Raw genomic sequence first — 25,220 nt, forward strand, 5'->3', positions numbered from 1 at the left:
CCCGCTGATGCGAGGTTTTTAAATCGAGTTTAGACGTTACTCGGCATCTTCTGCCGATCTGTCCATGTTCTCTGTATTCTCAAGCCACAGGGCATTGATAATCCCAAAAGAACAGGCCAACAAAACCCCTAATATCCACGTAAAATACCACATAGCAGATGCTCCTTAATGCCTAATAGAGTGAGGCTTTGTTATCTTCAATATGCTTACGGCCGATACGGCCAAACATCTTGTAGTAAGTCCAGACAGTGTAGCTCAACACTATAGGTACGAAAATCGCTGCAGCAGCAGTCATAACACCTAAGGTCATTTTACTGGCTGTTGCATCCCACATAGTCAAACTGACGTTAGGGTTAAGTGATGATGGCATGACGAATGGGAACATTGCTGCACCGCAAGTCAAAATCACCATAGCCACTGTGAGTGAGCTGAATAGGAACGCAAAACCTGAACGGTTAAAGCGGCTAACCAAAATCACTAGCAGAGGCAATGCCACACCTAAGATAGGGAACAGCATAGTGATGGGGTATTTGTCATAGTTGGCAAGCCAAGCACCCGCTTCAATTGCGACGGTTTTCATGGCTGGGTTAGAAACTGCATTATGGTCCAGTACTGAAGTCACTACATAACCATCGATACCATTGGCTAACCACACACCCGCAGCAGCAAACAACACTGCCACTAACAGTGCGAAGAATTGCGTGGCTTTCGCAGCACGAACACGCAGCTCACTGTCAGTCTTCATTTGTAACCAAGAAGCGCCTTGCATCATAAACATGCTCACGCTCACAAGACCTGCCAGCAAACCGAAAGGATTCAACAGGCCGAACAGACCACCGTGATAAGTCGCACGTAGGAACTCGTCGAATTCAAAAGGCACACCTTGCAACAAGTTACCAAAGGCCACGCCTATGATTAGCGGAGGTACAAAACCACCGGCAAACAAGGCCCAGTCCCACGACTTACGCCATTTTGGATTTTCGATTTTAGAACGATAATCGAATCCGACTGGACGCATGTAGAGGGCAAACAGCACTAACATCATGGCGACATAGAAGCCAGAGAAAGACACTGCATACACCATAGGCCAAGCGGCAAATAACGCACCGCCTGCTGTGATTAACCACACTTGGTTGCCGTCCCAATGGGGAGCAATAGTGTTAACCATGATACGGCGCTCAGTATCGTCTTTGCCTATAATTGGCAGTAACGCACCGACACCCATGTCAAAACCATCAGTAACCGCAAATCCGATGAACAGTACGCCGATCAGAGCCCACCAGATAACTCTTAATATTTCATAATCAAACATAATGAAATCCTCTGCTTAGGCTTCTAGGTTCTCGAAATGATAACGACCAGTTTTCAAACTGCTCGGACCAATGCGGGCAAACTTAAACATCAAGAACATCTCAATCACCAGCAGTACAGTGTAGAACAAGGTGATAGAAAGGATACTGAACCATAAGTCGCCAGTCGTTAAGCTTGACGCAGACATAAAGGTCGGTAGTACCTCAGAAATCGTCCAAGGTTGACGACCATACTCAGCCACAAACCAACCACACTCAATCGCGATCCAAGGCAATGGCAAGCTATAAAGTGCAGCTTTAAGTACCCATTTTTTCTCGGCAATTTGATGACGTGTGCTTTGCCAGAATGCCGCAGCAAATACGAACAACATGATAAAGCCTAGACCTACCATCACACGGAAGCTCCAGAAAATCGGTGCTACGTTCGGGATAGAATCTTTAGCTGCTGCTTTAATTTGCTCTTCAGTCGCATCAACCACTTTGTCTGTGTAGCGTTTTAGTAAGAAACCGTAGCCTAAGTCGACTTTCGCTTCTTCAAAAGCAGCACGTAATTCAGGCGTTTCTTCACCCGCACGCAGTTTCACTAGCATGGCATAGGCTTTCATACCGTTACGGATACGCACTTCATGCTCAGCAATCAAGTCATGAATACCAGTCACTTCTTCATCCAACGAGCGTGTTGCCACTATACCCATCGCATAAGGAATTTTGACTGCAAAATCTGTTTTCATGGTTTCTTGATTCGGAAAACCGACAGCAGTAAAGGCCGCTGGAGCAGGCTCTGTATGCCACTCAGCTTCAATCGCTGCTAACTTAACGCGCTGTGCTTCACCCACTTTATAGCCAGATTCGTCACCTAACACGATAACCGACAGAATCGCCGCCATACCAAAGCTAGCTGCAATCGCGAATGAGCGACGAGCAAAAGGTAAGTCACGTTTCTTGAGGATGTAATAAGCACTGATCGCCAGTACAAACATGGCACCCGCCACATAACCCGAAGCGACGGTGTGAACAAACTTAACCTGCGCGACAGGGTTAAACACAACCTCAGCGAAGCTGGTCATTTCCATACGCATGGTTTCGTAGTTGAACACTGAACCCACAGGGTTTTGCATCCAACCGTTTGCCACTAGGATCCACAATGCCGACATGTTAGAACCAAAGGCCACTAACCAAGTCACGACTAAATGCTGACGCTTAGTGAAACGATCCCAACCGAAGAAGAACATACCCACGAAGGTAGATTCAAGGAAGAAGGCCATTAAACCTTCAATAGCCAGAGGCGCACCAAAGATGTCCCCTACGTAATGCGAATAGTAAGACCAGTTAGTACCAAACTGGAATTCCATTGCCAAACCTGTGGTAACCCCCAAGGCAAAGTTAATACCAAATAACTTACCCCAGAACTTAGTCATATCTTTATAAATTTGTTTATCTGTCATCACATACAGTGATTCCATGATAGCCAGCAAAAATGCCAACCCCAAAGTCAAGGGAACAAATAGGAAGTGATACATGGCTGTCAGCGCAAACTGCAACCGCGATAGCTCAACAACCTCTTCAACAATCATCGGTGACTCCTTACTTGGTGCGTCCAATTGCTATGACAAAACCCGCGTCAATCACAGCAAGTGCCTTTGTAGGATAGTGAGTTTTCATTTTGTGTTTATATCTGCGACAACAGTATAAACCGTTAAATTTAATCTTTTGCATTAGTTCGAAGCAGCAAGGGCTAAAAAGTACCAATATCTGTTGCATATTGAGACGCGAGTCACACTATCACAAGTAACTGAGACCGACACCCTACCACTCACTCAATCAAATGATTTCATCGATATAAATATCAGATAGTTAAGATATTTATTCATTTTCATTTGTGGCTATTTTATACCACCTCGCTTTGATGCAAATCAATCAAACTCAGGGGTTTAGGTGGGTTTTGCGGTGAGGCACACACTTCCCCACCAGAGAGGATTGACAATCGACAAAAACAAGAGTAGTGAGCAGCCATTAATTAATATAAAGTCATACTTTTACCAACTAGGCAGTAAAAAATAGCTCTAATCATCAAAAAACCAATAAATAAATAATGTTGCAACAAATTAACTAAAAAATATTGTCACAAATTTAAGTGAGCCATAATTTAAAACCTTTAAAATCAAATATAAATAAATATAAATATAAAAAATCACAATCGAACAGGCTAAAATGCATTAGTTTTAATAATGAATATTTGTATTTTTTCTCGTTTGAGAAGCTAACCTAAGTTGTTTAATATATGTCCTGTGTTAAGGAGACAATTTGGTAGAACTGGTGTCGTAGCCCAGCCAAGACCAACTTCGCGCACATAGGTACTAACTTTTGGTGTGGAGATATCGATATGACTAAATTATTTGAACGTCTGGTTAACAGCTACAAGCGTGTTTTTGTTGAACTTTATACAGCTAATGAGCTGAAATAATCCCCAGAATTACTCGTGAAATTGATTGCATTTATGTGAAGTTTTGTTAGCGCAAAACGGGCCCCCATCTCCCTGAGATTGGGGGCTTTTTCTATATTAAGACCCTAGCATCCCCCAACAACTCCAGAACCCCATAAAACACCACGCCCCGTATCAAATGCGCAACATACCTATTAATAGGTATTTACCGATTAAAGTGGCTATTTTGCCACTTTAGTCCATTAGATTATTTGCAATAAGCGTTAATAATTTGAAATACAATCACTTCCATAAAATGCATTTTATATATAAAAAAAGGAGCGAAATTATCGCTCCTTTTTTACGCTTTCATTAACCTGCTTTTACCACTCAACAAAGGCAAAAGCCGTTGACTTTAAACGCTTAACCTAAGGTCACTCGTGCATTACGGAACATACGCATCCAAGGGCTATCTTCACCCCAAGCATCTGGATGCCAAGAGTTCGCCACAGTTCTGAACACACGTTCGGGGTGCGGCATCATCAAGGTTACGCGGCCATCTGTGGTACAAATCCCAGTCAAGCCATTTGGCGAGCCGTTCGGGTTTTGTGGATACTGAGTCGCGATATCACCTTTACCATTGACAAAACGCAGCGCAATAGTGCCTGACGCTTCGGCAATCGCCAGCGCTTCAGGGCTAGCAAACTCAGCCAAACCTTCACCGTGTGATACGGCGATTGGCATACGTGAACCGGCCATACCTTGGAAGAATAACGACGGGCTCTGTTGCACTTCAACTAAGCTGAAACGTGCTTCGAAACGCTCTGAGCGGTTACGCACAAAACGTGGCCAGTGCTCGCTACCTGGGATAATTTCTTTCAGGTTAGACAGCATTTGACAACCGTTACACACGCCAAGGGAGAAACTTGAGTCACGTTCAAAGAAACGAGAAAACTCATCGCGCGCGCGCTCATTAAACAGAATCGACTTAGCCCAACCTTCACCGGCGCCTAATACGTCACCGTAGGAGAAGCCACCACAGGCCACTAGGCCTTGGAACTCCTCTAGGCTGATACGGCCAGATAAAATGTCCGACATGTGTACGTCGCGGCTTTCAAATCCAGCACGATCAAAAGCAGCGGCCATTTCTACGTGGGAGTTAACGCCCTGCTCACGCAAAATCGCCATCTTAGGCGCAGCGCCCTTAAGAATATAAGGCGCGGCAACATCAGTGCTTGGATCAAAACTTAAGTTAACGGTTAAGCCTAAATCGGTTTCGTCTTGCTTAAGTTTGAACTCTTCAAGCGCGCAGGCTGGGTTATCACGCAGAGCTTGCATACGATACGTGGTTTCTGACCACACAGTACGCAGCGCTACACGGGTATCACTGAAGATTTCACGCGCGCCATCTTTAATGGTGATGCGTTGATCGTCGGCTAGAGTTCCGATCACATGGCAAGGCACGCCAGCGATAGCGAACTGAGCGGCAATTTTCGCAGCATTGTCACGGCTCACTTGCAGCACAGCGCCGAGCTCCTCATTAAAGAGTCGTTCTAAATCAGTGCCCTGCAAGTCTTCTACATCTATGTCTAAACCTGTATTACCGGCAAAAGCCATTTCCACTAAGGTAGTGAATAAACCACCGTCGCTACGGTCGTGGTAAGCGATAACCGACCTCTTAGCCACCAGATTTTGCATGGTTTCGAAGAAACCGCGCAGCAGTGCAGCATCGTCAAGATCCGGCGCAATATCACCCAGCTCACCAAACACTTGGGCTAAACAAGAACCGCCTAAACGATTTTTGCCCGCACCTAAATCCACTAACAGTAAAGACGTTTCGCCTTTATCGGTGCGTAGCTCTGGCGTCACTGTATTGCGAATATCTTGCACCACACCAAAGGCGGTGATAACCAATGACATAGGCGACGTCACGGTTTTATCCGCGCCATCTTGCTGCCATGCGGTCTTCATCGACATAGAGTCTTTACCGACCGGAATGGTCAGGCTCAGCTCTGGACACAGTTCTTCACCTACGGCTTTCACCGCTTCATAAAGACCCGCATCTTCACCTGGGTGACCCGCGGCAGACATCCAGTTGGCAGAAAGCTTAATACGCTTAAATGAACCGATATCGGCACCAGCGATGTTCATGATTGACTCAGCCACAGCCATACGGGCAGAGGCGCCAAAGTCTAGTAGCGCTAGCGGTGTACGTTCACCCAGTGACATAGCTTCACCGGCGTAGGTATCAAAGCTTGCCGCAGTCACAGCGCAATCGGCCACAGGCACTTGCCATGGACCCACCATTTGGTCACGGTTCACTAAACCTGTAACTGTGCGGTCGCCAATAGTGATAAGGAAGGTTTTATCTGCGACTGTAGGCAAGCTCAGTACGCGTTTAACCGCTTCTTTAACTTCAATATTATCTTGCGCTAGCGCTGGCGATACGGCTTTGGCCGATATCACATCGCGACTCATCTTAGGTGCTTTGCCTAATAAGACTTCGAGCGGTAAATCGATAGGATTATTGTCGAAATGGCTATCGCTAAGCGTCAGGTGTTTCTCCGCTATCGCTTCACCCACCACCGCAAAAGGTGCGCGCTCACGCTCACAGATAGCAGTAAATAGCGCGAGGTTTTCAGGAGCAACTGACATCACATAACGCTCTTGTGATTCGTTACACCAGATTTCCAGCGGGCTCATGCCAGGCTCATCCGAAGGCACATTACGCAGATTAAATAAACCGCCGCGCTCGCCGTCATTCACGAGTTCAGGGAAAGCATTCGACAAACCGCCAGCGCCCACATCGTGGATAAATTGGATAGGGTTTTTATCGCCAAGCTGCCAACAGCGGTCAATCACTTCCTGACAACGACGTTCCATTTCTGGGTTTTCACGTTGCACAGAAGCAAAATCTAAGTCTTCACTCGATTGACCCGATGCCATAGACGAAGCAGCGCCGCCGCCCAGACCTATGTTCATCGCAGGGCCACCGAGCACAATCAGCTTAGCGCCAACGGTGATTTCGCCCTTTTGTACGTGTTCTTCACGAATGTTACCTAAACCACCGGCTAACATAATTGGCTTGTGGTAACCACGGACTTCAACACCGTTGTGGCTGCTGACTTCCTGCTCATAGGTACGGAAATAACCGACCAGTGCCGGACGACCAAACTCGTTGTTAAATGCCGCGCCGCCCAGTGGGCCTTCGGTCATGATGTCCAGCGCGCTCACGATACGTTCTGGCTTGCCGTAGTGACCTTCCCATGGTTGAACAAAACCCGGGATTTTTAAATTGGATACACTAAAGCCTGTTAAACCCGCTTTAGGTTTAGAACCACGACCCGTCGCGCCTTCATCACGAATTTCACCACCTGAACCGGTTGCAGCGCCAGGATAGGGGCTGATGGCGGTTGGATGGTTGTGGGTTTCCACTTTCATCAGGATGTGCATTGGTTCAGTGTGGTAGTTGTATACCCCATCAGGATCGGGGAAGAAACGACCCGCAACCGAACCTTCCATCACAGCAGCGTTATCTTTGTAGGCAGATAACACGTGATCAGGCGTGGTTTCAAAGGTGTTCTTGATCATCTTGAACAGTGACTTAGGCTGAACTTCACCGTCAATGGTCCAATCTGCATTAAAAATTTTATGACGACAATGCTCAGAGTTCGCCTGAGCAAACATCATCAATTCGATGTCATGGGGATTGCGGCCTAAACGGACGAAGTTCTCGACTAAATAGTCGATTTCATCTTCGGCTAAGGCTAGCCCCAATTCAGTGTTGGCCACTTCAAGTGCACGGCGACCTTCGGCAAGAATATTGACGCTCTTAAACGGCGCAGGCTCAGTGCGTTTGAACAGCACATCGGCTTTAGCAAAATCATCAAGGATAATTTCAACCATACGATCGTGCAGCAACGCATTTAAGGCTTGTTGCTGAGGCGCTGTCAGTGCATCTGACTCGACATAATACGCAACGCCTCGCTCCAAACGCTTCACTTTACCAAGGCCACAATTGTGCGCGATGTCAGTGGCTTTTGAAGACCAAGGAGAAATAGTACCGGGGCGAGGAGTGACAAACAGGAGTGAACCTTGGGGGATATGAGCTTCTATCGCAGGTCCATAGGTGAGAATTTTTTCAAGTTGCAGGCGTTCATTTGTGTCGAGCAACTCGCTCAAATCCGCTAAATGGACATACTCAGCATAGATTTGGCGTACCGGAAGCGCCGCGTTTTCGCAGGCCTCCATCAGCTTTTGCACCCTAAACGTCGAGAGTGCAGGGGCTCCGCGGATGATCTCCATCACGTCTATTCACCTTATTATTTATTATTGCAGGGGTCAGAGGTGGCGCTATTATAAGGAAATGTCTGTCACAAATCACCTGCGACCTTACGCAAAACAGTGTTTCCTGTGATATAAAAAGCCCAGTATTGTGTCTGCTGTACTTTCCCCCTGAATGATTTTTTTTCGAAATCGCAGACAAACGGATATAATCCCACCAATGTCAGCCAGTTCACCACTAATGCCCCACTGTTAACTCGCTATCTATAATATTGATTTTATTTACTATAAGTACATTTAATGACTCGATTTCTGTTCGCTCTTATCTTAGGTTTCCTACTGACTGCCTGTCAGCAGGTGACCGTGGACGAAACAGAATTCGTGCCAAAAAAATTAACTGAGCTAAGAGTCGGTACACTTTACGGCCCACAGATTTATATGACCTCGGGCCAAGGTGATAGCGGTTTCGATTACGATATGGCGGTATTGTTTGCCGAATACTTAAATGTGCCCTTAAAAATGGTGCCCTACACAAACCGTATCGAGTTGTACGAAGCCCTCAAAAAGAATGAAATCGATATTATTGCTGCAGGCATGACAGAAACGCCCACAAGGCGAGAACAGTTCCGCTTAGGTCCACCGCTATACCGGGTGAATCAAGTGTTGGTGTATCGCGAAGGCATGCCAACCCCAAAAGACATCAGCGACTTAAAAGGCAAGATCACCGTTATCGCCGACTCTTCCTTCGTCGAGACCTTGACCCAGTTGCAAAAGCATTATCCAACGCTGGTGTGGGATCAAATTACCGACAAAGACAGTGAAGAGTTGTTGGCTATGATTGCCAACAAAGAAATTGACTACACTATCGCCGACTCCAGCAGCGTACAGATCAACCGTCGCTACCTGCCCGACTTGCGCTCAGGCCCTGTGCTGGAAGAAAAACTCGACGTGATCTGGCTGTTACCTCCCACTCACAGTGATGAACTTATGAGTAAATTGCTGGCCTTTTGGCACCAAGAGAAGCTTGCCGGTACGCTGGATCATCTCAACGAGAAATACTTTGGTCATGTAAAACGCTTCGATTATATCGATACTCGCGCATTTATCCGTGCCATTGAGACAGTATTGCCGCGTTATCGACAATTATTTGAAACCCATGCAGGCAATTTAGATTGGCGTAAACTGGCAGCAACCAGCTATCAAGAATCACATTGGAATCCTAATGCCCGCTCGGCCACAGGAGTGCGTGGCATGATGATGTTGACTCAGCCAACCGCCAAAGAGATTGGGATCACCAACCGACTCGATGCCGAAGAAAGTATTCGCGGCGGCGCGGCGTATTTGAACGATATGATCAATCGCCTGCCAGAATCGATCCCCGAGAGTCAACGCATGTGGTTTGCGCTGGCCTCTTACAACATAGGATATGCCCATATTGAAGATGCACGTAAGCTTGCGGAATCGATGGAGTTAAATCCCAATGCTTGGCGAGATTTAAAAAAGGTACTACCGCTACTGCAAAAGCGTAAATATTATCAAAAAACACGTTATGGTTACGCCCGAGGCAGTGAAGCCGTTCATTACGTCGACAGCATCCGTCGCTACTATGACACGCTAGTCTGGGTGGATAATCAGTCGAAACAACCTGACCCTGATGAAGACTCGAGCGATCTTACTGCGGAAGAACCCGTAATTCCTGCGGGAACGTTAAGCCCTGATCAACCTAAATAGCTTAACTCGTTAGCGCTCAGGTGCATGGGCCAAACGACAATCCAACAACTCACTTCTTATATATCAAGTACAGAGTTTTACGTAACAAGAACACCAACATAAAAACTCAAGATGTACGTAGATGTCTTCAACAAGGTCAGATACTAAGCAACAGGCAAGCTGAATTAAGGTTTATCAACCTAACTCAAATTTGCGATGAAAAACATCGCTTAGTTCAGCTTATCTGACCAGTGCTATTGCTGCACTCCTGTGCAACTGCTACTGTCTTGGGTTATGACCTAAGATAAATCTCTGTAGGGCATCGATAATAACAATTAATGGGGTCAATATGAGAAGAAAAACCATCAACAATACCGTTGCGCGTCGTCGTACTTTGCTAAAAATTCGTCATCGCCGTATTTTAAATCGTCAAAAACTCTTCTTTACTTTTATTCAGTCTCAGGATTAATCCTGTCACGTTAATCGTCACTTATCCAATAGCTTGCTGCGCCTTTTGAGCCTGTTTCAGGGCTTTTTTCTCTTCCCTGCGACGTTTAAAAAAACGACTCAATTGCGCGCTACAAGCATCGGCCAGCACCCCAGATGTGACTTCAACTTGGTGATTAAACGCCGGATGCTGCAATAAATTAACCACAGTACCCGCTGCACCCGTTTTTTCATCCAGTGCGCCAAATACCACACGAGCAATTCTGCTATGCACCATAGCGCCCGCACACATAGCGCAAGGTTCAAGCGTGACATATAAAGTCGCATCCAAAAGACGATAGTTTTCGACCAAACGCCCCGCTTCCCGCAAACATAAAATTTCCGCATGGGCGCTAGGATCGTGTTGGCTAATGGATAAATTGTAACCCATCGCAATCTGCTGACCGTCTTTGACCAATACCGCACCCACAGGCACTTCGCCCTCGGCCTCGGCTTTCTCGGCCATCTCCATCGCGACTTGCATCCAATGTTCGTCTAACTTCATTTGGTCCACTAGGCTGTCACTCATCTGTAAAAATACGGCAATTATACCTATAACCAATAAAAAAGGCGCACTTGGCGCATTTAGCCTAGAAGACTTATCACTCTTAAACTATTTCCACTAAAGTATAAAACTAGTAGAAATACCTTTAAAAAAAATCAGTTACAAAAAATCTGGTGTGGTAAGTAACATCTAGAGGAATTACTATGTTGAGAAGAATGCGCACTATAGATATCCCTTTCAATTAAGCTATTCCCATTATCAGTAATTTAATTTTAAAAAGAATAGCATTGTTAATAGGGACAACGCTCCATCCAAATTAAACGAGAAAACACATGAGCGAATCTCTTTGTCGATACTCAAAAAGCCTTGAAATAATCAAAACTGGGATTTTATCACTAAAGGCAGCAGGCGCCGATGGATTTGAAGGTCTCCTTCGCATTGTGTTGACGAATTTGACAGGCATTCCATTTCGTCTTGCTGCAAGTGGGCTACAGGGTGGCGTGGACGGAGATGCTGCTCTCCCCCTCGACTCAATTTGTTTCGAAGCCAAGCGATACTCTGGTGATATTCATAGAAATGACGTCTTGACGAAAATAGCGGATTTAGCTCGCAAACAAAGTGCCGCAGATCGTTTGTGGATTCTTGGTGCGACAACAGAGGTAAGTTCACAGATTGCAAGGGATATCCAGGAAGATGGTGACCGATATGCTATTTCTACGTTTATATTGGATTGGACCTCCGTCCCACTCCCGCTTTTAGCTATAGCCGTGGTTGCAGGTGGCGATACTGCCATCGATTTCATCGTCAAAAATTACTCAGAGAAAACGAACCTAACAAAGGTAACTGATGGTGACCTTAAGGCGTCATTCCGAGATATCTTGCATCATCCAGAATTCGAAAATCTCCTTCAAAAGCTCAAGTTGAACCTCAATGTTTCGAAGCTGGCGTTAAAACGAGCGATTGAGTTGAACCGTGAATGGCGAGTTGAAACATTTTGCAACACGCGCTTAGCACAGCAGCGTTTAGGGCAAGGGCTAGCAGTATTAAAAGATAAATCCTTCCCGTCAATGCGCAATGAACTGCGAGATCAAATTGCAAGTGAAACTCAAGCGGGCAAAGAAGTCATACTATTGGGTGATGAAGGCCACGGAAAGTCATGGCTTTCAGCGCAATTGTGTTCTGAGGCTAAAGGCTTGGCGCTATTCGTCAGCGCAGAGCAACTTGAGGGAACATCGTTAGAAGAACTTGATGACTTCCTCATTGATATTTTGATTAAACAAACCAACGAAGTGGCTACTGAAGCACTTAAGAGTCGATGGAGACATCGCCTTCAGGCATGGAAACTTGCACCACCACAAGCTCAGATTTTGGTCGTTATTGATGGTTTAAACCAACGTCAAGACCTCCGCTGGGACAAGCTGATTAACGGTATACAATCCCGACTATCCCAAATTGGAGGTAGGCTAATTGTGACTGTCAGGCCTCACTTTTGGCGGAAAATAATAGCAAGGGGAATAGCATTTACCCCCACAGTCATTGAAGTTCCTGAATGGTCACCAATAGAGCGCGATACGCTGCTTACATACCATGGTATATCCCTTGATTGGCTCGACCAACAAACACTGAAAACACTCCAAAACCCAAGGTTACTCAGCATTGCCATTGCGACACTTCCTCATAAGGAGGCAATGGCTTGGAAAGGGTTGACAACCGATAGGCTGCTAATGGAGCACCTTCGCGCGTCACAGCTTGAAAACTACGAAGACGAAACCTTCACGGACTTGACCAACCGCCTCAGTACACACGCAACAGAGGTGTTAAAGCGAGTGCAGGCATCTATAAACGAACCGCCTCAGAACTTTAAGGCAGATTCCAGCGCTGTCATTGAGACACGTTTCTTCCGAACACTCCCGGGGCCTGGTGATCAGTACGAACTGCGTGAAGAGGGTTTGACTCTCGCACTCGGCTTCACGCTTGTCGACCAACTTTGGCGAACGCTTTTGGCAGAACAGGATTTAGCCACTCGGATATGCCAACTTGTCGAGCCGATACAGGCCATGGACCGAACAGCTGATGTGCTCTTTGCATCTTTATTGATCTGCGTGCTCGACGACATACGGTTCGATACTAAAATCTTTTCTGGTCTACTGAATGAGTTTGCCAATCTCCAAAATGTGGATGACCGTCGCTTTGAGGAGTTCGTTGGAATTGTAGTGCATCAGCCACAAGCGCTTTTTGATATATTAAAGATTCTGTGTCTCGAAAAAGGGCGGAGGATAAATCAAGACTGGTTCATCCACGCCGCGTTTGAAGTCACGCAATCTGAAAAAGGATGGCAAGCGGCTGAAGCCGCAATACATCAGTGGCTTCACTGCTATAACAAGGATCCCGTTGAACAGACTAATCGTTACCACAGGCGAAATGACTCAGAGTACGAAAAACAGCTTGAGAGAAAGAAATCTGAAATCGAAGATACCTTGTCTTCTCTATCTTCTTTTGAAAAGCAACTACTAACGCAGATGACCGAGGTATCAAGCGAGCCTGACGAATTGTTTACGATGGCACTTCGGCTACTGGCGGGCCGCTCCCTCGTTGACTTCGCTGATAGTTTTGTTGCAATGGGCTTAGCGTTTTCATTGAGTAAAGATATGTCTTTTGTACGAAAAGCATTTCAGCAACTTACTACATTTAATCGGGTGGAGCGCGCCGCAACCAGATATTCCTTCCTCAGAGCGATTGAGCCACTATGCACCAATACTACTTCGAAAGGGGCTCAGTGGACGATTGTACGAATGCTTAATTCGAGCGGTGAAGAAGTTGACGCGACAGAGGCCGATGCGATTGCTGAAGAGCTACGAAAGGGGTGGTATAACTTTGAACCGCCATCACCCGACAAATGGCGTCAGGTTAAAGTGGCAAATCCTGACGCTACTCGACCAACAGATATAGAGCAAGGGATCCAACAATTCACAGCTCTTGCTCCCGATATGATGTTGCAGACAATGATGGGGCAAAGCAGCGAAGACCACAGCTTCATACAATTTCTGCCAATTGCATGCCGATTTGAACCCGCAGTCGCTATTGAAAAAACTCAAAGTCTCCTTGCTGGGTTGTTGACAAGAACAGGACTTCCTCTGCGCCAACTCATTCTGAACAGTGAAGATTACATTCCATTGGTCCCCCCTGACTTAGCGAAGAACTTGCTCAATAGAATGGTGGAAAGCGATGCCTTTGAGACACTGCCAGAAAATGATCAAGCGATTTGTAAGATGTTTGCGTTTTACTATGCCGCCGCACAAATTTCAGCAGATGAACAGCTCAAATACATGACAGGCAAAATCTTCGGGTCAAACTATTTACTAAAAGTCATCCCAAGCCTTAAACGACAACCAACAGAAGCAATCGTCGCAGCACTTCAAAAATCACTAGAAAGTAACGATAAAGATGCTGCGTATGGAGCTCTTTCGGCTGCGCTATATGGAAACACGCAGATAAATAGTGAACTTGAAGAGCTTATATTAAAGTGTTTTCTTTATGATTCTTCTATGCTTCGCTCAGTTATCTATCAATTAGCGGTGCTCAATGATTTGGAGCGTGTTCGACAGATGCATACGGTAGATAGATGGAACGCAACTTCAGTTGACGAAAAAACTGATGAAGAGTGGTTCGGCTCTATGCTATTGGTCGAGGCGTGCTTTCAAAACGAATTATCAGTTGAAGAGCTTCTAAATCGGATCAGCCATAAGACTTGGTTCGCATCAGCCAATAGATTAGGAACAGCATTTGCTAAACCAATGGTAGATTGCTTTGTACAACGACTTCGTTGCGGGATTACAGCCACCTGTAAGATACAACTTCCACTTGCAGACTTTGAACTCTCGAGAACTGAACCTGATCCATATGCCTTCATATCTATCGAAGATACAGCTCGAGAAGATAGACGCTTCCCTAAGCAAAAGAGCTTAAGGGAAATTCTAGATAACGATGATTATTTCGACGAAAAGCAAAACAGACTCAATGCAGTAACGGAGGCTTTTTTCGCAAAACTGAAAGGCACTGATGCAGAACTCTTAGTTAAAGAAATTACTATAGACAATCTCCGACGCCTAGTTTTTCAAGTGCCTTCGCTGCTCGATGAACTGCTCAACATTTTAGAGCAGACAGGCACTGCTAAATTCGTTTGGCTCAAGAACTTGGCCTTTGCCGTGGCGAACCTGCTTTCCTCGAAATATCCAGAAAAAGCTGTGACATTGCTAAACCGAGCAGCAACGTCACAAGGTTTCGTAACACTAGCGTTGGGAGACAAACTAACCCTTGAGCATCAAGCTATTTGGGGAAGCGAAGCGTCTGAACCAATAGAAAAATTGTGGTATCAAAGACTTTTAGGTGCTGAAAATGATGCAGTTCTTGCGCGAGAAATACTCGCAGCAGAGCGTTTTGGTGCGGCTGACTTTATCACATCATTGATTCGACAATTTGCTTCCAGCGAAGATAGTTTGGATCAAGCATACGCCATAACGATTGCAGGATACTCGGCCCAGTCTGATAAACACGTTGGCATTATTGATAAACACATCAATGGTAAAGGTATATGTGCACAAGCAGCTAAACATGCATTTACAGAGTATGAAAATGCTCTATGGACACAAAAATGGGTTCAAAATATGTGGGACGCACCAACACAAGAAGAATTCTGGCTAAATCTAATTATTGCCAAAACCTGCATGGATGCACGCATTAGTAGGCAACCTCCGACAAATTGTAAGTGGTCACATTATGCCCCAATGTTTAACAATGCAAGGGAGGATGCAATCAAAGAAAGAGAGAAGGAACGAAAGAAGAGGCTTATTGGACAGGAAAAGCCTGATCCAATCTTTGTTACTTCTGTTGGATAAATACTCTAAGTGATTTTTCAGGCCTCAATAACTGCAGCGCACATAAACAAGAACCCCGCCTTTTGGCGGGGTTCCATCATCAAATCGGTGAGCCGTAATTAACTTATTCCCATTCGATAGTCGCTGGCGGCTTGCCAGAGATATCGTAAACCACACGGGAAATGCCATCGACTTCGTTAATGATACGGTTTGATACGCGACCTAAGAAATCATAGGGCAGATGTGCCCAATGGGCTGTCATAAAATCGATTGTTTCCACGGCGCGCAGTGATACAACCCAGTCATATTTACGGCCATCGCCCATAACACCGACTGAGCGTACAGGTAAGAACACAGTAAAGGCTTGGCTGACTTTATTGTATAAGTCGGCTTTATGCAGTTCTTCAATGAAGATAGCATCGGCGCGGCGCAGCAAGTCACAGTATTCTTTTTTCACTTCACCTAATACGCGTACACCAAGACCTGGTCCTGGGAACGGGTGACGATAAAGCATGTTGTATGGCAGGCCTAACTCAAGACCAATTTTACGCACTTCATCTTTGAACAGTTCACGCAGAGGCTCGACTAAACCAAGCGCCATATCGGCTGGCAAACCGCCAACGTTATGGTGAGATTTAATCACATGGGCTTTGCCTGTGGCACTACCGGCAGATTCAATCACGTCTGGATAAATCGTGCCTTGCGCTAACCATTTGGCATTGGCGCATTTTTTCGATTCTTCATCGAAAATTTCCACGAATACGCGGCCGATGATCTTACGCTTAGCTTCTGGATCGGCTTCGCCTTTCATCGCATCGAGGAAACGGTTTTCCGCATCAACATGGATGATATTCAGGCCGAAATGATCGCCAAACATTTCCATCACTTGCTCGGCTTCATTCAAACGCAATAAACCGTTATCAACGAATACGCAGGTCAGTTTTTTACCGATAGCACGGTGTAGCAGCATAGCCACAACCGAAGAATCAACACCGCCCGATAATCCTAAAATCACTTCATCATCACCGATTTGCTTCTTCAAGCGCTCAATCGCATCTTCGATGATAGAGGAAGGTTTCCAGTTCGCCGCACAGCCACAAATGTCTAAGGCAAAGTGCGATAACATGCGCATGCCTTGGCGAGTGTGGGTCACTTCTGGGTGGAACTGTACGCCGAAGAATTGCTTCTCTTCGTTTGCCATAGCGGCAAATGGACAAGTGTCCGTTTTAGCGACCGCCACAAACCCTTCAGGAATAGCCGACACTTTATCACCGTGGCTCATCCATACGTCGAGTAAGGGTTTGCCGTCACTGCTAACCGCATCTTCAATGCCTTTGAATAGCAATGAATCTGTCAGCATTTCAATTTGAGCGTAGCCGAATTCACCTTCGCCCACACCTTGGATCACTTTACCGCCCAACTGCTCAGACATAGTCTGCATGCCGTAACAAATGCCCAGTACCGGCACACCTGCGGTAAAGACGTATTCAGGCGCACGCGGCGAGTTTTCAGCCGTGACACTTTCTGGTCCGCCCGCAAGAATAATGCCGTTCGGGGCAAATTCGCGGATTTGGGCTTCGGTGACATCCCAAGCCCATAATTCACAGTAAACGCCGATTTCACGGATACGACGGGCAATCAGTTGAGTGTACTGGGATCCAAAATCGAGGATCAGTATCTTGTGCTCATGAATATCGCTCATGGGTAACCTTTATCTCATCTATTGTTTTAACATTGCTCAAAGCAGCGATTGCCAGCTTTAAGTATTGGATCATACGTTTTACAAAGAGGCGGCTTACGCCGCCCCTCTTATCAAACGATTAAGAACCTGAACGGTAGTTCGGCGCTTCTTTCGTGATAGTCACATCGTGAACGTGGGACTCGCCCATGCCCGCTGAAGTCACTTTCACAAATTGGGCTTTTTCATTCAGTTCTAGAATGGTGGCACAACCGGTTAAGCCCATGCATGAACGAAGGCCGCCCATATGTTGATGGATGATTTCCTTCAACTTGCCTTTGTAAGGCACGCGCGCCTCTACACCTTCGGGGACTAACTTGTCTGCAGCATTGTCCGATTGAAAATAGCGGTCAGAAGAACCTTGAGACATAGCGCCTAATGAACCCATACCACGGTAGGATTTATACGCACGGCCTTGATATAACTCAGTTTCGCCCGGTGCTTCCTCAGTTCCCGCAAACATTGAACCCGCCATGATGCAAGATGCACCCGCGGCTAATGCTTTGGCTAAATCGCCAGAGAAACGAATGCCGCCATCGGCAATCACAGGAATACCTAGGCTCTTCATGGCTGCGGCGGCATCGGATACCGCAGTAATTTGTGGTACGCCAACACCTGTCACGATACGAGTCGTACAGATAGAACCAGGGCCAATACCCACTTTAACTGCGTTAACACCCGCTTCGACTAAGGCTAATGCACCTTCAGCCGTGGCAACGTTACCACCGATAATTTGCAAATCAGGATGTTTAGCGCGAGTTTCACGAATGCGTTGTAAAACACCTTCGGAATGACCGTGGGAAGAATCGATAAGTAAGACGTCAACACCGGCTTTAACCAGAGCGTCAACACGCTCTTCATTACCAGCGCCCGCACCTACGGCGGCACCAACACGTAAACGGCCTAACTCATCTTTACAGGCATTCGGTTTACGTTCGGCTTTTTCGAAGTCTTTAACTGTGATGAGGCCTTTCAGCTTATAGTTATCATCAACCACAAGAACTTTTTCGATACGATGTGAGTGCATCAATTTTTGCACTTCATCTAATTTAGTGCCTTCGGCAACAGTGACTAAACGCGCTTTAGGCGTCATCACTTCTTCTACCGTTTTGCTCCAATCTGTCACGAAACGTACGTCACGACCAGTGATGATACCGACCAGCTCGTTGGCTTCGTTGACCACGGGATAACCCGCAAAACCATTCTTCAGTGTTAACACTTTCAGATCGGCTAAGGTCGTTGATGGGGTCACAGTCACAGGTTGTTGAACCACGCCCGCTTCGTAAATTTTTACTTTACGAACTTCTTCGGCTTGTTTTTCAATGCTCATGTTTTTATGAATAAAGCCTAAGCCGCCTTCCTGCGCCATCGCGATCGCAAGACGAGCTTCGGTAACTGTGTCCATAGCGGCAGACACAAGTGGGATATTCAATTCAATGGTATTGGTCAGGCGAGTTTTTAGAATGGCGGTATTTGGGAGTACAGTCGAATGCGCAGGAACAAGCAACACATCGTCAAAAGTAAGCGCTTCTTTAATTAAACGTAGCATATGCAACATCTCCCCAGTTGAGTAGGATTTAGAGGTGAAATATTGCGGCGGGATTATACCTTGCATATCGCCACTGGTAAATGGAAAATAGTAAATATCCCCATTTTATTGAGTTATTCGATGCAAGGCACCAAAAACAACATTTATACTGTCTCGCGGCTCAATGGTGAAGTCAGACAAATTCTCGAGGGACAACTGGGTAAAATTTGGCTTAATGGCGAAATATCCAACTTTTCCTCCCCCAGCTCAGGTCATTGGTATCTCACCTTAAAAGATCACTCTTCGCAGATCCGTTGCGCCATGTTTAAAGGCCGTAACCAAACGGTCAGCTTTAAGCCCATCAATGGTCAGCAAGTGCTGGTCAAAGGCGCGATCAGCGTGTATGAACCCAGAGGCGACTATCAATTATTAATTGAGTCCATGTTACCCGCAGGAGATGGATTACTCGCCCAGCAGTTCGATGCACTCAAGATGAAGCTCGCCGCCGAAGGCTTATTTGCCGCCGACACCAAAAGATTGCTACCCAAAAATATTCAACGCATTGGCGTTATTACGTCACCTACGGGTGCGGCGATCCGTGATGTATTACATGTATTGGCAAGGCGCGATCCTTCGATTGAAGTCATTATCTATCCGACTCAAGTTCAGGGCGAAACCGCAGCGCAGAGTATTTGTCAGGCAATCAATATCGCCAACCAACGTTTAGAAGTCGATGTATTACTGCTCACCCGTGGCGGCGGTTCGCTTGAGGATTTGTGGTGTTTCAACAGCGAAGCCCTCGCCCATACGATTTATAACAGCGCCCTGCCCATTGTCAGCGCCGTCGGCCACGAAGTTGATACGACTATCAGTGATTATGTTGCTGATATCCGCGCCCCAACACCCTCTGCAGGCGCGGAGCTATTATCACAAGACAGTGATAATAAGGCGCAAAAACTCGCCACAGCCTTATCGCGCCTGCAACAAAGCGCGAAACATTATCAGCTTAAACAAGAAAGACGACTTAGTTTGCTAGAGCACAGACTGCAACGCCAAGACCCTAAACGGACTTTGCAGCAGTTCGAACAAAGATTCGATGAGATGCAATTACGACTAGAGTCCGCGCTGTCGAATCGCTTGCATCTGCTCAGCCGCCGTCAGCAGTTGCTCGCAAGCCGCCTTGAACAGCAATCTCCCAAGCATAAACTCGCCATTGAGGGTAACCGCTTAAGTTATCTTGCGAGCCGCTTACAGGATGCATTGCAGGACAAACTCAGCCAAAGTGAGCAACGGATAAAGTACGCGGCCCATCAACTCGAAACCGTCAGCCCGCTTGCCACGTTAAGCCGTGGTTACAGCATTACCACTGACATCCACCATCAAGTGGTCGACTTTGCCGATAAACTGGCCATAGGTGATAGTTTGCAGACCCGCTTGCGCCATGGACAAGTGATATCAACCGTCACTCAAATAAAACCGCTCGAATAAATCTACATGACGCTGAAATAGTCTTAAAACACAAAAGGAACCCTAAGGTTCCTTTTGTTTCAAATGTGTCTGGTAAAAAACACTATTTGGTTTTTCTGTCTTTGATATGGCTTTGTGCGCGCTTGCGACGGCGCTCTTGGCTCATAGTTAACTTCTCAGTCTTGTTTTCAAATGGGTTATCACCCTCTTGGAAACGCAGCTGGATTGGCGTACCCACCACTTTCAACGAACGACGGAAGTAGTTCATCATGTAGCGTTTGTACGAGTCAGGCAGTCTACTCGCTTGGTTACCGTGAATAACCACGATTGGCGGATTGTAACCACCGGCGTGAGCGTATTTAAGCTTCACACGGCGACCATTCACTAATGGCGGCTGGTGATCGTCCTGCGACATTTGCATAATACGAGTCAACATAGAAGTGCTGACGCGGCGTGTAGCACTGTCGTAAGCTTCTTCAATCGATTCAAATAAATGGCCAACACCAGTACCGTGCAGCGCCGAAATAAAGTGAATGCGGGCAAAGTCGATAAAACCAAGACGACGGTCAAGCTCGCTCTTCACGCGATCTTTAATGCCTTGGTCGATACCATCCCACTTGTTGACGGCAATAACCAAAGCGCGACCCGCATTGAGTGCGAAACCTAACAGACCTAAATCTTGCTCGGCAATACCTTCACGGGCATCGATGATAAGCAAAACCACGTTAGCATCTTCAACCGCTTTCAAGGTCTTGATCACTGAAAATTTCTCAATGACTTGATGTACTTTACTGCGGCGACGAACACCCGCAGTATCGATAATCACGTACTCGCGACCTTCGCGTTCCATTGGAATGTAAATACTGTCACGGGTCGTACCTGGTTCATCAAATACCACGACACGCTCTTCACCTAGAATACGGTTAGTCAGGGTTGACTTACCGACGTTAGGTTTACCTATGATCGCCAGCTTGATAGGCAAATCTTGCAGACGCTTTTGCTCAGCTTCGGCTTCTTCTTCGGTATATTCACGCTCTTCAGTAACTTCGTCTTCACCTTGACGCACAATGCCCATCGCTTCGGCATAAGGAGTCAGCGCGTATTCGATCATATTGGTCACGCCGCGTCCTTGGGACGCCGCCATTTGGTAAACTTCACCAAGACCTAAAGACCAAAACTCGGCACAAGCTGAATCGGCATCAATACCGTCAACTTTGTTAGCAACCACAAAGGTGGTTTTTTCACGGCTACGTAAGTGCTGTGCAATCGACAGATCCGCAGCGGTTAAACCCGCACGCGCATCGGTCATAAATAAAACGACATCGGCCTCTTCAATGGCAGCAAGGGATTGCTCAGCCATTTTCGTCTCGATCCCTTCTTCAGTGCCATCGATACCGCCGGTATCGACCACAATGAACTCATAGCCGGATAAGAATGCTCGACCATATTTACGGTCACGTGTTAGGCCAGGAAAGTCAGCAACCAGCGCATCACGCGTGCGCGTAAGACGATTAAATAGGGTGGATTTACCGACGTTCGGCCGACCAACAAGGGCCACTACAGGGATCATGATTTTGCCTCTAAAAAACTTTTCAATAAAAAGCCCCCGGAACACACTTCCAGGGGCTCAGCAAGGATAACACTTTTAACTATGGAAGTGTTACAACAGCCAACTTTCCGCTGCGACCTTGAACATAGATTTTATCATCCACCACTAACGGCTGGCTGTATAATCCTGAGCTGTCCACTTGGACACGACCCACAATCGTCCCTGTACTGCGATCGATGAAGTGCAAATAACCTTCGAAATCACCCACAACTAAATAGTCTTTATACACAGCCGGAGATGTCAGAGTGCGGTTAGCTAACTCAGAATTACTCCACAGTTCCAAACCGTTACGTTTATCAACTGAGTAGATACGGCTGTGATCGTCAACTAAGTACAAGCTTAGGCCCGCTGATGCTAACTCGTTAAAGCTAGAATACTTACGTGTCCACACAACTCGACCCGTGCGCAGTTCCATCGACACTAAGTTACCGTTGTAGCTCACCGCATATAAATTGTCGCCAAGGATCAAGGGGGTCATATCCACGTCGGCCATACGCGTAAACTCGTTACCGCCAGTTGGATTGTAAATCGCCTGTTCCCACGCAGCTTGACCATTGTTTTTAATCACAACAGCCACTTTGCCATCGGCGGTACCTATGAAGAAACCACCCGCTTCGTAAGCTGCAGAACCTGTACCGCGCAGGGTCAGATTCGGCAATTGCATTTCATACACCCACAGCTTGGCGCCAGTATCAACGTTAAACGCTTCGAGTGAACCAGAGCTGGTACTGACCACCACGACGTCATCGGCCACAGTGGGAGCAGACAGTAATTCACCGCCAGCAACGACATGCCATAACACTTGACCATCTTCAGCGTTCAATGCAGCAAGCAGCCCACTTTCGCCACCTAAAAAGACTTTATTACGCGCAGCAGTCACACCAGCAGCAATACGCGCACCTTTATTTTTCGCTAAAGCGTTATCACGAAACTCTTCGCTGAAATCTTTAGTCCAAACGCGCTCGCCAGTGGCCTCATCGAAGGCAACCACTTCACCATAACGGTCGGCGGCAAAAATTTTTCCATAACTAACGGCGGGGGCGAGGCGAGAATAATAATCTCCAACACCATTGCCGACAGAGGTGCTCCAACTCACTTCAGGAAACACTGTCGCCTGAATGGCAGTTAACTCACTTACCGGTTCTTCTTCGACATCGCTCGACGAACAGGCGGATAACATGGCCAGACTTAATCCAGCGGCTAGCAGGTTTTTGCACCAAGACTTCATCAAGGGATCCCTTATGCCTGATTTAGGCTATCAAGTTTGATTTTAAGCGCAGGGCTTGTCACCACACCACCATTGTCCATGGCAGCTTGATAAGCTGTTTTTGCCTTCTCAACTTCACCTTGACGTACTAAGAAATCACCTTTCAACTCATCGCGCTGAGCGAAGAAAGCTTTATCTGTTACTTGATCTAAGGTCGCTAGAGCTGCATCAATTTGACCTTGCTCTGCTTGTACTCGTGCTAAACGCAAAGTCGCAATCACATCTAAACCAGCACCAGGTTTAGCCGCAATCACCTTGTTCAAGGCATCAATCGCTTTTGGATAATCCTTCGCTTCTACCGCAGTTTTGGCCACGATCAGTTCTAACAAGGCTTGATAGCCCTTTTGATCGTGATTTTTAGAAAACTCGGCGACACCCGCAAGCATTGCGGCTTCATCGGCAGATTTAGTGGTCAAATTTTGGAACGCTTTTGAAGCTTCTTCCGCTTGCGCCACTTTAACGTCAGAATAATAATTCCACGCATATAGGCCGCCTAAACCCACTACGGCACCGATTAAAATTGAATTTCCGTAATCTTTCCAGAACTGCTTGATAGCATCAACTTGTTGTTCTTCTGTGCTATAAATTTCCACGCGCACGTCCCCTTTATTTGATCAGTTCAGCCAAAAATGCGCCTAAGGCACTTCGAGCTACCCGTTGTTGTTCGATGTCATTGCGTAAATGTTTAACCGTAACCATACCTTCGGCAAGTTCATCTTCACCTATCAGTAGTGCCACACTCGCACCGCTTTTGTCGGCACGCTTCATTTGTTTCTTCACGTTACCGCCGCCACAGTGACTCATCACTTTAAGGTTTGGCAGTGCGTTACGTAATTCCTGCGCGACCTTGATGGCTTCAACCAGACAGCTATCACCCATGGTCGTGACATACACATCCACTTCTGGCGGAATATCTTTGGTCAGCTCTAAGGTTTCAAGCAGCAAGACAATGCGCTCTAAGCCCATAGCAAAACCGACCGCTGGAGTATCTTTACCACCTAACTGGGCGACTAAACCATCGTAGCGACCACCCGCAAGTACAGTACCTTGTGAGCCTAAACTAGATGTAACCCATTCAAATACAGTGCGATTATAGTAATCTAAACCACGTACTAGACGCGGATTAATGGTGTATTTGATACCCACAGCATCAAGTAGTTCACGCAATTGTGAAAAATGTGTCTTCGATTCTTCACCGAGAAAATCCATTAACTCAGGTGCATCAACCAATATGGCTTGGACATTTTGATCTTTTGAATCCAATACTCGCAGTGGATTGCTGTACATGCGACGCTTACTGTCTTCATCGAGCTCATCTTTATGCTGCTCTAAAAACGCTATCAAGGCATCACGATAAACAGCGCGCTCAGCAGGATCACCTAAGGTATTTAGCTGCAGCGAGACGTGCTCGCTAATCCCGAGTTTTTCCCACAGGCGTGCCGATAGCATCAAGACTTCAGCATCAATATCAGCCGAGCCAATGCCATACACTTCAACGCCAAATTGGTTAAATTGGCGATAGCGGCCTTTTTGTGGACGTTCGTGGCGGAACATAGGCCCCATATACCAAAGACGTTGCTCTTGGTTATATAGCAGACCGTTTTCGTTACCTGCACGCACTGTCGACGCGGTACCTTCAGGGCGTAGCGTTAAGCTGTCACCGTTATTATCTGCGAAGGTATACATTTCTTTTTCAACAATATCAGTCACTTCACCGATAGAGCGTTTAAAAAGATCGGTATTTTCCACTATTGGAGTGCGGATTTCGCTGTAACCGTAAGCACTGACGCTCGAACGTAGTACCGCTTCCACTTTTTGCCATAGAGGACTTTGAGTTGGCAGAATGTCATTCATTCCGCGAATCGCTTGGATCTGTTTTGCCACTGTATCGACTCGTCCGATTTCGCTAAATTAATAAAAATGTCACGCATTATAGGCTTTTGAGCGTAAAACGTAAAACGACCCCGTCGGTTTCGGGGCCTAGCTCAACATCATTAGGCGTAATCTATGCACAAATGCG

14 protein-coding genes are annotated in these 25,220 nt (G+C 46.5%); 3 read left to right on the forward strand and 11 right to left on the reverse strand.

All coding sequences use genetic code 11. The features are described 5' to 3' along the window. Positions 1 to 36: 36 nt before the first annotated feature. The 4 genes from cydX to purL all read right to left on the reverse strand — a co-directional run bounded on the left by cydX (position 37) and on the right by purL (position 8,037). A complete protein-coding gene (gene cydX / locus ACHA99_RS07470; RefSeq protein ID WP_011788717.1) occupies positions 37 to 153 on the reverse strand; it encodes a cytochrome bd-I oxidase subunit CydX in 117 nt (38 codons plus the stop codon). A gap of 19 nt (positions 154 to 172) precedes the next feature. Further along, complete coding sequence (gene cydB / locus ACHA99_RS07475) at positions 173 to 1,312, reverse strand: cytochrome d ubiquinol oxidase subunit II (protein WP_028761243.1); 1,140 nt, start codon at positions 1,310 to 1,312, stop codon at positions 173 to 175. 15 nt (positions 1,313 to 1,327) lie between these two features. Next, positions 1,328 to 2,884, reverse strand: coding sequence for a cytochrome ubiquinol oxidase subunit I (locus tag ACHA99_RS07480; RefSeq protein WP_028761244.1), 1,557 nt, complete (start codon positions 2,882 to 2,884; stop codon positions 1,328 to 1,330). Positions 2,885 to 4,155: 1,271 nt separating this feature from the next. After that, positions 4,156 to 8,037: a phosphoribosylformylglycinamidine synthase gene (gene purL / locus ACHA99_RS07485; protein ID WP_393942114.1), complete on the reverse strand. Its 3,882-nt coding sequence runs from the start codon at positions 8,035 to 8,037 to the stop codon at positions 4,156 to 4,158. A 279-nt stretch (positions 8,038 to 8,316) separates the two neighbouring features. On the opposite strand from purL, the gene mltF reads away from it, so the two are divergent. Then, positions 8,317 to 9,747, forward strand: a complete 1,431-nt coding sequence (mltF, locus tag ACHA99_RS07490; protein ID WP_393941968.1) for a membrane-bound lytic murein transglycosylase MltF — start codon at positions 8,317 to 8,319, stop codon at positions 9,745 to 9,747. 469 nt (positions 9,748 to 10,216) lie between these two features. On the opposite strand, the gene tadA is transcribed toward mltF, so the two are convergent. Next, positions 10,217 to 10,741, reverse strand: a complete 525-nt coding sequence (gene tadA, locus ACHA99_RS07495) for a tRNA adenosine(34) deaminase TadA (protein WP_393942115.1) — start codon at positions 10,739 to 10,741, stop codon at positions 10,217 to 10,219. A 308-nt stretch (positions 10,742 to 11,049) separates the two neighbouring features. Here tadA and ACHA99_RS07500 point away from each other — a divergent pair, with 308 nt between their 5' ends. After that, positions 11,050 to 15,612 carry a hypothetical protein gene (locus ACHA99_RS07500; protein WP_393941970.1) on the forward strand — a complete coding sequence of 1,521 codons (4,563 nt, stop codon included), beginning with the start codon at positions 11,050 to 11,052 and terminating at the stop codon, positions 15,610 to 15,612. 103 nt (positions 15,613 to 15,715) lie between these two features. Here the strand turns inward: ACHA99_RS07500 and guaA are convergent, their stop codons facing one another. Further along, positions 15,716 to 17,293: a glutamine-hydrolyzing GMP synthase gene (guaA, locus tag ACHA99_RS07505; protein WP_028761248.1), complete on the reverse strand. Its 1,578-nt coding sequence runs from the start codon at positions 17,291 to 17,293 to the stop codon at positions 15,716 to 15,718. Positions 17,294 to 17,411: 118 nt separating this feature from the next. Further along, a complete protein-coding gene (gene guaB, locus ACHA99_RS07510) occupies positions 17,412 to 18,878 on the reverse strand; it encodes an IMP dehydrogenase (protein ID WP_006085677.1) in 1,467 nt (488 codons plus the stop codon). A 120-nt stretch (positions 18,879 to 18,998) separates the two neighbouring features. Here guaB and xseA point away from each other — a divergent pair, with 120 nt between their 5' ends. Continuing rightward, on the forward strand, positions 18,999 to 20,345 hold the full coding sequence (gene xseA / locus ACHA99_RS07515) for an exodeoxyribonuclease VII large subunit (protein ID WP_393941972.1): 1,347 nt from the start codon (positions 18,999 to 19,001) through the stop codon (positions 20,343 to 20,345). Positions 20,346 to 20,427: 82 nt separating this feature from the next. On the opposite strand, the gene der is transcribed toward xseA, so the two are convergent. From der to hisS, 4 genes are all read right to left on the reverse strand, one after another. After that, entirely contained in the window at positions 20,428 to 21,894 is a 1,467-nt protein-coding gene (gene der / locus ACHA99_RS07520; RefSeq protein WP_393941974.1) for a ribosome biogenesis GTPase Der, read from the reverse strand. Between the two features lie 79 nt (positions 21,895 to 21,973). Then, a complete protein-coding gene (gene bamB / locus ACHA99_RS07525) occupies positions 21,974 to 23,161 on the reverse strand; it encodes an outer membrane protein assembly factor BamB (protein WP_028761250.1) in 1,188 nt (395 codons plus the stop codon). Between the two features lie 11 nt (positions 23,162 to 23,172). Then, on the reverse strand, positions 23,173 to 23,793 hold the full coding sequence (locus ACHA99_RS07530; RefSeq protein ID WP_168824527.1) for a tetratricopeptide repeat protein: 621 nt from the start codon (positions 23,791 to 23,793) through the stop codon (positions 23,173 to 23,175). A 13-nt stretch (positions 23,794 to 23,806) separates the two neighbouring features. After that, positions 23,807 to 25,084, reverse strand: coding sequence for a histidine--tRNA ligase (gene hisS, locus ACHA99_RS07535; RefSeq protein WP_173243697.1), 1,278 nt, complete (start codon positions 25,082 to 25,084; stop codon positions 23,807 to 23,809). Positions 25,085 to 25,220 lie beyond the last annotated feature (136 nt).

Origin of the sequence: Shewanella sp. S23-S33, from assembly GCF_043359565.1 — a bacterium.
GTDB lineage: Bacteria > Pseudomonadota > Gammaproteobacteria > Enterobacterales > Shewanellaceae > Shewanella > Shewanella oncorhynchi.

Excerpts from the sequence above, each read along its gene's own strand:
- cydX (WP_011788717.1), bottom strand. The coding sequence starts at position 153 with ATGTGGTATTTTACGTGGATATTAGGGGTTTTGTTGGCCTGTTCTTTT.
- cydB (WP_028761243.1), bottom strand. The coding sequence starts at position 1,312 with ATGTTTGATTATGAAATATTAAGAGTTATCTGGTGGGCTCTGATCGGC.
- ACHA99_RS07480 (WP_028761244.1), bottom strand. The coding sequence starts at position 2,884 with ATGATTGTTGAAGAGGTTGTTGAGCTATCGCGGTTGCAGTTTGCGCTG.
- purL (WP_393942114.1), bottom strand. The coding sequence starts at position 8,037 with ATGGAGATCATCCGCGGAGCCCCTGCACTCTCGACGTTTAGGGTGCAA.
- mltF (WP_393941968.1), top strand. The coding sequence starts at position 8,317 with ATGACTCGATTTCTGTTCGCTCTTATCTTAGGTTTCCTACTGACTGCC.
- tadA (WP_393942115.1), bottom strand. The coding sequence starts at position 10,741 with ATGAGTGACAGCCTAGTGGACCAAATGAAGTTAGACGAACATTGGATG.
- ACHA99_RS07500 (WP_393941970.1), top strand. The coding sequence starts at position 11,050 with ATGAGCGAATCTCTTTGTCGATACTCAAAAAGCCTTGAAATAATCAAA.
- guaA (WP_028761248.1), bottom strand. The coding sequence starts at position 17,293 with ATGAGCGATATTCATGAGCACAAGATACTGATCCTCGATTTTGGATCC.
- guaB (WP_006085677.1), bottom strand. The coding sequence starts at position 18,878 with ATGCTACGTTTAATTAAAGAAGCGCTTACTTTTGACGATGTGTTGCTT.
- xseA (WP_393941972.1), top strand. The coding sequence starts at position 18,999 with ATGCAAGGCACCAAAAACAACATTTATACTGTCTCGCGGCTCAATGGT.
- der (WP_393941974.1), bottom strand. The coding sequence starts at position 21,894 with ATGATCCCTGTAGTGGCCCTTGTTGGTCGGCCGAACGTCGGTAAATCC.
- bamB (WP_028761250.1), bottom strand. The coding sequence starts at position 23,161 with ATGAAGTCTTGGTGCAAAAACCTGCTAGCCGCTGGATTAAGTCTGGCC.